Origin of the sequence: Kitasatospora sp. LaBMicrA B282, assembly GCF_050325825.1 — a bacterium.
GTDB lineage: Bacteria > Actinomycetota > Actinomycetes > Streptomycetales > Streptomycetaceae > Kitasatospora.
The window spans coordinates 23,569-35,042 of sequence record NZ_JBNQTI010000088.1; the positions used below are offsets into that span (position 1 = coordinate 23,569).

Annotated in this window: 1 protein-coding gene and 1 pseudogene (1 of these 2 running past the window's edge); both read left to right on the forward strand. The window is 75.5% G+C overall.

All coding sequences use genetic code 11. The features are described from left to right. A protein-coding gene (locus ACQRUO_RS23245) for an iron-sulfur cluster assembly accessory protein (protein WP_428317964.1) crosses the window boundary here: on the forward strand, positions 1-10,509 show its end. 16,803 nt of this gene lie to the left of the window's left edge; only the last 10,509 of its 27,312 coding nucleotides appear in the window; its start codon lies beyond the left edge, outside the window; it ends in the stop codon at positions 10,507-10,509. A gap of 173 nt (positions 10,510-10,682) precedes the next feature. Then, a pseudogene (locus ACQRUO_RS23250) lies at positions 10,683-11,474 on the forward strand (hypothetical protein); the annotation flags it as partial.

Below are 11,474 nucleotides of genomic sequence, written 5' to 3' on the forward strand. Positions count from 1 at the left end.
GCCCCCGGCGCCCCTGGGCCCCAGCCCACCGGCACCGAGCGGCCCGGCCGGGACGACGAGCGCGAGGAGCAGCTGAACGCTCCCGGCGGCCGGGTCACCGACCCCGCACCGTACGAGAGTTGGCGGCACCGGCTGGACCCGACCCGGGCGGCCTCGGTGCACGCCGAGCACTTCGACCCGGCGAGCGACCCGCTCGGCGCCGAGCGGTTCCCCGGGACCCTCGCGGGCACCCGGACCCTGATCCGGGCCCGGGTCAGCCGGATCGAGGTGGCCCCCGGCCGGTACGTCCGCCAGCACGAGGTCCCGCTCCGGGTGCGCCCCGGCGATCTGACGCCCGAGCAGCTGACCGACCTGCAGGGCAAGCTGCAGGGCGCGCTGGACGCGCACGTCAACGTCGGCTACCGGCTGCCGCGGTCCGGCGACCAGCTGCACGTGACCGTGCGGCTGACGCCGGCCGACGACGCCCGGGACCCGGAGGCGATCCGGATCACCCGGACCGACCTGCCGCGGGCCGAGCTGCCCGGCTCCGACCAGCGCGCGTGGGCGCTCGGACCGGAGTCCGAGGACGCCGCGATGCTGCCGACCGTGCTGCACGAGGTGCTGCACTACCTCGGCCTGAACGACACCTACCAGGACTACGAGGCGCTCTTCCGGTCCTCCGAGGAGAGCAGCGGGGTCCACCGGGCCGGGCCGATGTACCAGTCCGAGACCTTCGCCCCGCTGCCCGAGCGGGCGCTGCGGCAGATCGAGGAGACCGTCGACTCGGCGGCCCCGCTGCACGACCAGCGACTGCCGCAGCCGGCCGACCGCACCCAGGACGAGCCGGCGCGGCAGGACCCCGCGTCCGTGCGCCCGGCGCCCGCCCCGGCGCCGCAGGACGGGCCGTTGCGCCCGTCGCGCGAGCGGGCCCTGCAGGACGAGCTGCACCGCAGGATCGGCGCGGGCCGCGAGGCCGCGGCCCGGCTGCAGGACCCGGACGAGCACCCGTCGCCGGCGCAGCGCGCCGCGCTGGAGACCCTGGCCGCGGACGGTCGGGACGCGCAGCAGCAACTGGTGGCGGGTCACCAGCCGCTGATGCTCTCGGTGGTCGAGCACTACCTCGACCGGGGCACGCCGCGGCAGGACCTGATCGAGGCGGGCAACCGGGGCCTGCTCCGGGCCGCCGAGCGGTTCGACGCCTCCCTCGGCCACCGGTTCTCCACCTACGCCACCTGGTGGGTCCGCCAGTTCGTGTCGCGCGAGGTCACCTCGGAGCAGTTCGCCGGCCGGCGCCTGCCGGTCCACGCCATCATCGAGTGGAACCGCCGGGCGAACGGGGGCGGCGGGGTCCGGCCCGAGGCGCGCCCGGAGGCGCTCGGCGGACCGGCCCCCTCGCAGGTCCCCACCGTCCGGGTCAGCCACCAGGACGCCGCCGCCGAGGGCTTCGACGTCGACGGTCTCGACGGTCTCGAGGGCCGCGACGGCTCCGACGGCGAGCTGCGCCCGGAGCACTCGGTGTCGAACGACCCGGCTCAGCGCCGCCTGGGCCTGGCCGGCTCCGACCAGGGCCGCCGACCGGGCCGGCCCACCGCCCCGGTGCGGTCCGCCGAGCACCACCTGGCGCCGCTCCACGAGGTGGACGAGTCCGAGGAGTTCGACGGGTTCGACGGCTTCGACGAGTCGGGCGACGAGGCGGGGCCGCCCAACGCCTTCGCCCGGCAGTTCACCGACCCGTTCCGCGGCCCCACCTCCGAGTCGGGCTACGACGGCGGGTCCGAGCGCGGGTCCGAGCAGAGCTCGCCCGGCCTGCACCCGCTGCAGGAGGACCTCACCCCGTCGCTCTCCTGGTCCGCCGTCCCGCGGCTCGGCGAGCACCCCGGCTCCCAGGCGGTCTCCGAGTCCGGCTTCGAGTCCGGCCTGGAGACCGAGTCCGACCCGGGCCGTTCGGTGCTGTCGCTCGGCAGCGTCACGCACCGCTCCGGCGGTACCGCCGCCCCCTCCCCGAGCACCCCCGGCGGCAAGGCGGACTTCCGGCCGTTCCTGGAGTCCAGCCGGGACGGCTCGGGCCGACCGGTGCACCGCGCCGAGGTCGAGTCGGTCAGCAAGGACGGGCGGCAGCTGGTCCGGGTGTACGTGCTCGGCCGCGGCCAGGGCGAGAGCGGGCTGAGGCTCGCGGACCGCGGCAGCGGCACGGTCCGGGCCACCGACGGCGGTCGGTCGCTGGTGGTGATCGGCCGGCCGGACTCCGCCTACCGCCTGGCCCGCGGCCTCGGCGACGGCGACCTGGAGAAGGTGACGCTCTCCTCGGTCCTGGTCGACCACGAGACCGCGGTCAAGCTCGGCGCGGCCGCCGACCAGGGCGGCCCGGTCCGCTCGGCCTACGCGCAGTCCGAGCCGAACGCCGTCGAGGTCGACCACGACGTGCTGGCCGAGCTGGCCGACACGGCGGTGGCCGGCTCGCTGGAGCAGGTCGGCAAGGACCTCGGCCCCGACGCCGGCGACCTGACCAGCTACGAGCAGCTCCAGTGGCGCGGCTCCGTGCTCGCCGGTGACCGGCTGCCCGGCCGGCGGACCTGGAAGCCCGAGCAGAACGTGGTGCTGAAGGACCCGGACAACCTGTTCGACACGCGGACCGACGCCGAGTACGACGCCCAGGAGGCCCTGAACCCCGAGACCGTCAAGCAGCGCTCGACCCTGCACGACCCCGCGCCCTCGCAGGCCGAGCTGATGGACCCGCGCGCCCATCTGACCCGGGTCGAGCAGCTCCGGAAGGTGCTGGAACAGCACCTGGCGACCTGGGACCAGTACCTCAAGCGCCCGGAGGTCCGGGAGGACGCCCCGGAGAGCGTGGCGGGGTCGTTCGCCGAGCGGCTCAAGGACCTCAAGACCTTCCTCACCGGCTACCTCGACAAGCTCCCCGAGTTCGTGAAGGGCGATCCCGTCCCCGCGCACAACTCCACCGTGGGGGCCTGGCTGGGCCGCGCCGACCAGGTGATGGCGCACGCCCGCAACTGGGCGGACGACGCCCGCGCCGTGGCCGAACGGCTGCGCCGCGGCCTGGAGTTGCACGACCACCCGGCCGAACTGCCCAGCGCGGCGCAGCGCTCGCCCGAGCCGGTCGCCCCGGCGGCCGCCGCGCAGCAGCTCCGGCTGCAGCAGTGGCACGCCGCCCAGGACATCGCGACGGCCTGGCAGGGCCACGACTGGACCAGCCCCACCGCCGGCCAGGACCTGGCGGACCTGATCTCCGCGCAGTTCCGCACCCCGCACACGCCGGCCACCGGTGCGGCGCAGCTGCTGCGGGTGCTGCACGAGCACCGGCCGGTGGCGGAGGAACTGCTGACCGACGGCCGGCTGGCCGCCTACGCCACCGCGCTGACGCTGCTCGGCCACGGCACCGACCCGGCCGCCGCGGCCGAGCTGATCGCCCGGCACGAGACGCTCTTCGGCCGCTACCACGCCGAGATCACCGCCGTCTTCGGCTCCCGGCACGTGTCCGACTTCGTGGACGGCAAGGGCGCGGACTCCCCGGCGCGGGCCTTCTTCGACCTGGCCCGCAGCACCCAGCGGGCCGAGGGCTGGTCCCGCCGCACGGCGGAGAAGTTCGCCGAGGAGGAGGCCGCCCTCACCGGCCGCCGGCTGCGCAACCAGCTGCTGGTGGACGGCCTGCGCCGGAGTGCGACGGGCGACACGCTCCCCGATCCGGACGCCCGGGCCCGGCGCCAGGCGCTGCAGGACCTGCTCGACGAGCAGCCGGCCGGTAGCCGTCAGAAGGTCCTCGACGCCTACCGGGACGGGGACCAGGCCGACCGGGCCGACCGCGTGCTCGCCAACCCGGGCGAGTCGGCGCACGTCCTGTTCGTCACCGACCGGGGGACGAAGAAGCCGCCGATCCTGCCGGCCGCGATCGACGCCCAGCTCGCCGAGAACCTGAAGGGCAAGGCCGCCGAGGCGCTGCCGCCGGCCGAGGGGCCGCTGCTGCACCAGCAGCGGTGGCTCGGCGCGCCGGAGCCGACGGCGGGCGAGCACCCCGTGCTCCGGCCCACCGATCACGGGGCGGCGATCCTGGGGCCCAGCCCGCTGCGCGACAGCCTGGCCCGGCAGCACGCACCGCAGCAGGAGCAGCCGGTGCACCGCGAGCGGATCATCGAGGTGGAGGCCGACGACCGCGGTCTGCTGTTCCGCACCGACCAGGGCGAGGTCCGGCGGATGACGCCCGCCGAGCTGGCCCACGCGCTGGCCGGACTGGGCGTCGGCAAGGACGACCTGGTCACCCTGCGGCCGCACGTCCCCGCCGAGCCGGGGAAGCTCTCGATGGGGAAGGCGACCGACCGCGACAAGGCGCTGACCGACCTGGTGGAGCAGACCGGCAAGCTGCTGGACACCCGGCTGCGCGCCGTCCTGTCCGACGGCAACCGCACCGACCGGGACCGGCCGCAGATCATCCGGGCCGGCGTGTTCGTCCCGGCGCTGGACGCGAACGGGCGCAGCACGCAGCTCCGGCAGGAGTACGCGGCCGCCGAGGCGCTGCCCAAGCTGCCCGACTCCGTGGTGCTCGCGGTCCCGATGGGCCGGATCACGCCCAAGCAGGTCAACAGCGTGAGCAAGCCGGACTTCGGCGACCTGGTCGACCTGTCGCCGGCCGACGCGCGCAGGCACCTGACCGACGCCGGCTGGCAGGAGGGCGGGCCGGTCACCGTGGCGATCACCGGCCGCGAGACCCCGGCCGGGTCCCCGGAAGCCGGCAAGACCGACCTGGACCGGAAGACGTACGCCCGGCACCTGAGCGAGAAGCTGGGCAACGTCGAGGTCCGGATCCCGCTGACCGACGGCAAGACCTACCGGACCGCCGGCAGGGACCGGGGCGACCAGCTGCCGACCCGTCAGCACGCCCCCGAGGCACGCGACTGGGAGCCGGACGCCACCCAGCCCGCCGGGACCGGCGGCCACCCCGCCGGCCGGGGTCGCTGGCCCACCCTCGACGGCCGGGTGTTCGAGGCGAAGCGCACCACGGTGGCGCCGGGGCAGGAGGTCACCGAGAGCACCAAGGTGGTGCTGGAGACCACCCGGGACGGCAACGGGCTGATCCTCACCGGCGATTCCCGACTCGCCCAGGACTACCGCGGCCTGGACACCTCCCGGCAGACCCTGACCGAGATCTCCAGCCCCGCCGAGGGCGGGGTCAGCGAGCGCTCGGACCTCGACCTGCCGTGGGCGTCGGCGCTCCGGGAGAACAAGCAGGTCACGGTGGTGGTGGTCGACGACCGGCGGGACGGCGTGCTGGTCCGCACGCCCGACGGCGGCAGCACCACGCTCAGCTGGCGGGACGCGGCCACGCTGGTCAGGAAGGCGCTCACCGGGGACGGCCGGTCGCTGCCCGCGGGCGGCGTGATCGGCCTGGTCGGCGCCAACGGCGACGGCGACCAGGGCCACCACATGGAGACGTTGGCGCGCTGGATCGCCGCCGAGACCGGCTACCCGGTGCACTTCATGGCCAACGGGGTGCGTCCCGAGCCGGCCGACCCGGCGACGGGCGCGAACCCGGGCGCGAACCCGGGCACCGACAAGCTCTCGGTCGCCTTCCGGGAGGACGTCGACCTCCCGCCGCGCAGCTACGTCAGCAAGGCGGAGGACTTCCTGCGCCGGGACGACCAGGGCAACCTCACCACCCAGGGCTTCGGCGACACCGGCTTCTTCGTGGCCGACGCCCTCGCCGGCCGCAAGGGCGGCGACGGCGTCCTCTGGCGGGTCCCGCTGCCCGACCGGGAGGTCATCAGCTACCCCGCCTACAGCGCCGCGCAGCCCGGCCGGCCGCCGGTGCACCTGGGCCGCAGCTCCTTCAACAACGCCGACCTGGGCGCCTTCTGGAAGTTCAGCGGGGCCGTCCCGACCGACGCGATGCACAAGATCGGCTCGTTCCACCAGCCGGAGGAGGGGGGCACGGTGCCGATCGACGTCATCCTGTACCCGACCACCGGGGAGGAGGTGCAGGTCTTCAAGGGGCTGGACACCAACCTCAGGGACGCCAAGTTCTACTGGTACGAGACCCACGGCCTGGAGGACGGCACCGCCAACCTGCACCTCACCACCGACCCCGGTCGTCAACTCATCGCGACGGTCCGGGGCGGGGAGCAGGGCGGCCTCATCCGCCGCCGGCCCAGTTTCCTGGCCCGGCAGGAGGCGGACCCGGAGGCGCTGGAGATCTTCCTGGCCCAGTGTTACGCGGGCAAGGGGAACGAGAACGCGCTGGCCGCGGTGACTGCCGCGGTCACCCGGAGCAGGACCACGGGTGTCGACGGGCTGCTGGGCAACACCAACCGCCCGTCGGCGTTCCAGGGCGAGACGGGCCGGCAGCCGTCGCTGGTCCTCACCGTCAAGCACGGTCTCGCGGTGCACACCTTCGACCGGACGGGCCTGAAGGCGGGCGACCCCAACGCGGTGAAGCCGAAGCGGGACCGTTACTTCACGGACAACTCGCACGTCAGCACCACCACCAGCGGGGTCGAGTCCGGCTCGGACACCACCCACGAGGCTCGGCCCGTCCCCGGTCCCACGCCGACCCCTTCTCCCGATCCGCAGCCGACCCCCGACGCCCAGCCGACTCCTGTTCCCAAGCCGACCCCCGACACCCAGCCGACCCCGGCTCCCAAGCCGACCCCCGACACCCAGCCGACCCCGGCTCCCAAGCCCACCCCCGACACCGCCCCGGCCCAGCCCGCCCCGGCCCGGCCCAAGTGGGCGGCCGGCGCGAAGCCGGTGAACGCGCCCGCTCCCGTCCGCCAGTCCTCGATGGCGGAGGCCCGGCAGGCGCTGGACCACGCGGTCCCCGGGGCACGGCGTGCGGCCGTGCTGCGGCAGATGTTCAACCTGCCGGCCACCCGGACACCGGACCGGTGGCACACCAACCGCGCCGACGAGCTGGCGAACCTGCTGCTCGACGCGCACCCGCACGAGCCGCTCACCGAGGCCGGGCTGATCCTGGCGGGCCACCTGGACCAGGTGGCGCGCGCGGAGCACAAGGGCACCGACCCGCTGGACCACCTCGCGAAGGACGTCGAGTGGGGGAGCACGGCGGCCAAGCTGCTCCGGACGGCCGAGACCTTCAAGGCGATCGGTGGCGGGGAGCTCACGCCGGCGAACCTGCGCAAGGTCGCGGCGGTCCTGCACGTCGGCCTGCCGTCCGACCGCGAGGCGGCGCCGCTGTCCGGCCGGGCCCGGTTCGACGCGGTGACCCGGACCGTCCTGCAGCTCCCGCAGGACCAGGCGGTGACACCGGAGTACCGGCAGCGGGTCCTCGACGCGGCGCCGGGCGCCGGGAACGCCCGGACCTCGAACCTCGCGCACCTGCAGCGGCTGGTGCGCCGCCAGGGCCGGCCGGCCGACCAGGCCGGGACCACCCCCCAGCGGCCCGAGCCGAAGCGGGACTACGACAAGCCCTGGCTCGCCAACTCCAAGGCCGAGCAGGCCGAACCGGCCCCCACCGACCACCAGGACACGAAGGACGAACAGCCCCAGGTCGAGCCCACCCCCGCACCCACCCCCGCACCCACCCCCGCACCCGCTCCGGCCCACACCCCCAGCCCGACCCCCACCCCGACCCCCGTCACGCCTGCGGCGACGGCGGTGGCCCGGCCGCACTGGGCGATCGATCGCGCCCAGCAGACCATCTCGCTCGGCGACCGGAGCCGGCACCTCCTGTCGACCCCGCCGGACGGTGACTGCTTCTACCACTCCGTCCTGCGGAGCGTGCTGCCCATGGACGTGTCCGGCCACGCCGGCCTGTCCGACCTGCACGGCATGACGGTCACCCAGCTCCGCGCACGCCTGGCCAACTTCACCGGGGACGACCTCTCGGACGCCCAGCTGGCGCAGCTCCTGACGGACCGCCCCGAGTCGGTGGAGGACCTCCGGCAGCAGCTGGAGACCCCGGCCTCGTGGGCCAACCTGGGCGGCGACGTGGCGCCCCTGCTGGTCTCCACGGTCTACCGGGTCAGGGTCACCGTGGTGAACCGGGACGGCTCGCAGACCGAGGTGCACGCCGACGGCGTCGCCGACGACGCGCCGGAACTGGTCCTGTTCCGCGAGCACAACCACTACTCGGGCTCGCTCGCCGACCCCGAGCCCGCCCCGAGCGACCCGTCCCGGTCCCACCCCACCCAGCCCCACCCGACCCAGTCCCACCCGACCCAGCCCGACCCCACCACCCCCGCCCCCGCCCCCGCCCGGCGTCCGAAGAAGGAGAAGCCCGAAACCTCGGTCCGCCTCGCCCGCACCAAGGCGGGCAAGTGGCACCTCCTCACCGGCAAGGCCACGATGGACAACGCCATCCCCTGGGAGGAGTGGAACCGGATGCCCGCCGACCAGCGCGGGCAGCGGCCGGTCATCGTGGACTCGGACGAGCTGTCCCAGCAGAAGCTGCACCAGCTGGCCGACCACCTGGCCGGCGCCGGTGACCACGCGCTGGCCGAGGCCCTGCGCAAGCGGTCCCACCAGCTGGACGCCGCCGCGCGCGCGGCCGGTCTGGCGGACCAGCCGTCGCAGGCGCACCAGTCGACCGACGGTGATCAGAAGTCCAAGGCCGACGTCAAGCACGTCATCTGGACCGGTCCCGAGGTCCGGGCCCGCTCGCTGAGCCTGCGCGAGGACCTCAACCGGTTGGCCAAGTCCCTGGAGGAGGGCGACCAGGCGGAGCTCGCGGGCCTGCAGAACCAGGCCGCCCGGCTGCGGCGGTCCTCCGCGGACCTGGAGACGGTGCTGCGCGGCTTCGTCAAGGACGCGGCGCCGTTCGGCGGCACCTACCACCTGCGCAACACCTCCGCCGCCGAGGTCGGCGCGGCCCGTTCGCTGGCCGGGCTGGTCGAGGACGCCGGGACCAAGCCGCCGCAGTCCCCGGAGCGGAAGCTGATGACGCCGGAGACGCTGCTCGAGATGGTGGCGCGCCCGGTCCGGGACCACCGCGGCCGGCAGGCGTACGCCGAGGTGCCGACCGGCGACCAGTGGAAGTCGGTCCTCCCGCACCTGGACGAGCTGACGGACGTCCAGCGGATCCGGTTCGTCCGTGACCTGTCCACCCGCAACCTCGACCACCTGCACGCCGACAACGAGCAGGCGCTGACCAGGCCGGAGTACCGCGAGCTCTACGAGCGGATCCGCGACCTGCCCTTCCGGCTCAAGCACGCCACCCCGGCGTACCACGCCATCGCCAACAGCGGCCTGATGTCCTCGCAGGGCGACCTGACCCGGCGCGACCTGCGGTTCCTCAGCTCGGGCAAGAGCAGCGAGGCCAACACCTCGAGCCTCGGGAACGACGACTTCGTCTTCTTCCGGGTGGAGGCCAACGACGCCCCGATGCAGACCCGGTACGGGCCCACCACGCTGGTCTTCGACGTGAGCGCCCTCCAGGAGTTCGGCGGCTGGGTGTCGCTGCACGACCAGCTGCACCCGCTGGACCGGACCGCCATGCGCGAGCTGCGCCTGCCGGGCCGCCCGCAGCCGGTCCGCACCTCGGCCTACCCGCCCGGCACCAAGGGCGCCGGCACCCGCGGGACCTGGACCAACAGTTACCCCGACGGCACCCACCGGGACGTCACCTTCGACCAGGAGGTGTTCCACGGCGCCGACTTCACCGAGGGCATCGCGCTCTCCGTGGTCCGCGAGGTGGCCCGGATCGGCGGCGAGTTCGAGCAGCACGCGCTCGGCCTGGTGGACGACCCGGAGCAGCTCGGCGCCCTGGTCTCCAGCCTGTACCGGCCGGAGGCGAAGTTCGGTTCGGGCCTGCCGGTGGACCTGACCGAGCAGGGCAACGGCTCGGGCTGGCCGCGGCCGGTGGTCGTGCACAACCCGCACGGCGACGGCCGCTACCTGAGCGACGGCACGGTCGACCCGGCCGCGCGCTCGGCCGCGGTCAAGTCCGACGAGGCCGCCGACCGGGCCCGGCAGGCGGACACCGCGCTGGAGAACCGCGCCGCGGCCCTGCAACGCGCCGACCGGGCCCGTGCGGACCTGGCCGCGGCCACCACCGAGGAGGGCCGCCGGACGGCCGAGGTGGCGCTGGCCGGTGCGACCGAGGCCGCCAGGAAGGCCGGGAGCACGGCCGCCGGGTTCCTCAAGGACGCGGCCAGGACGGCGACCCTCGCGGTGACCCACTCCGAGGCGTTCGTCAGCACCGCCGGCCCCGACCGCCGGCCGCTCGCCGAGCAGTTGCTGCAGCAGCGCCGGGCCGAGCTCGACGAGCTGCGCCGGCGCCACACCGAGCTGGGCGACGAGCTCGCGGCCGAGGCGAAGGCCCGGCAGGCGGCCAAGGCCGAGGCGCGGGCGGCCGACCCGGACGCCGCGGCCGACGCCGACCGCTGGGCCGCGCCGCGTGCCCCACGGCCCGCCGCCGAGCAGGTCCGGATCGGCCACCAGGACGAAACGGAGCAGCCGAAGCGCTCGGACGAGCCGGAGCCGCCGCGGAGCCCGGCGGAACCGGAGCAGCCGAAGAGCCTCACGGACCGGATCACCGACGTGCTCGGCGGGCTGTCCGGCTGACCGGGCTCCGCTGACCGGGGCTCCGCCCGTCGAACCGGGCAGCCGTCGAACCGGGCAGCCGTTGAACCGTGCAGCCCGTGCCGTCCGTGCCTGCTGCTGGATGCGTCTGCCGCAGGTCTCGTCGGTGGTGGGTGGTCCGGTCGAGGCAACGTCGTGGAGGGGTCAGGTACAGGGTGAGCAAGGACCGTGACGACAACGGGAAGCAGTCGGGCAAGGCGGCCGCTGGCTACCAGCTGCCCGCGGTGGCCTGGGCGGACGCCGAGGCGGAGGCGGGCCAGGAGCCGGCCGCCGCGCCGACTGCCGAGCAGCTGACCGCCGCGGAGCCGGCAGCCGAGCCGCAGGTCCGCGGGGCGGTGCCGGAGATCGCCGAGCCGGCGCCCGCCGCCGCGGCAGCCGCCGACACCGCCGATGCCGCCGACACCGCTGCGGAGACCGACCGCAGCGGGCGGGCCCTGGTCCTGGCGCCGGGCCGGTTCGACGAGGTCGAAGCCGACCCCGCCGAGGCCACCGCGACCGCCGGCACGGAGCCGGCCGCCGCCCCCGCGGAAGCCGTCACCGTCGCCGCCACCGACCCCCTCACCGCCACCAGCACGGCGGCCACCCCCGCCGACGCGGGCGAGGAGACCCGGCTCCGGCGGATCTCCAAGCCGATGATCGCCGCCGCGGCGACCGCCGGCGTGGTGCTGCTCAGCCTGCCGCTGGCGCTGTCGCACCTGGGTGGCGGTGGCCCGCACAAGGGTCCGCTCGGCTCCGGCCCGGCCGGGTACACGCAGCCCGGCGGCGGCAACGCCGGCTACGTGCCCACCACCGACGCACACGGCGACGTCACCTCCGCGCAGGGCCCGCAGCAGCCCGCCCCGCAGCAGCCGGGCGGCGGCAACCCGGGCCAGCCCGGCAACCCCGCCGACGGCGGCGCCGGCAACGCGAACCCGGCCGGCCCGGCCGGTGGCAACGCCGCCGCGGCG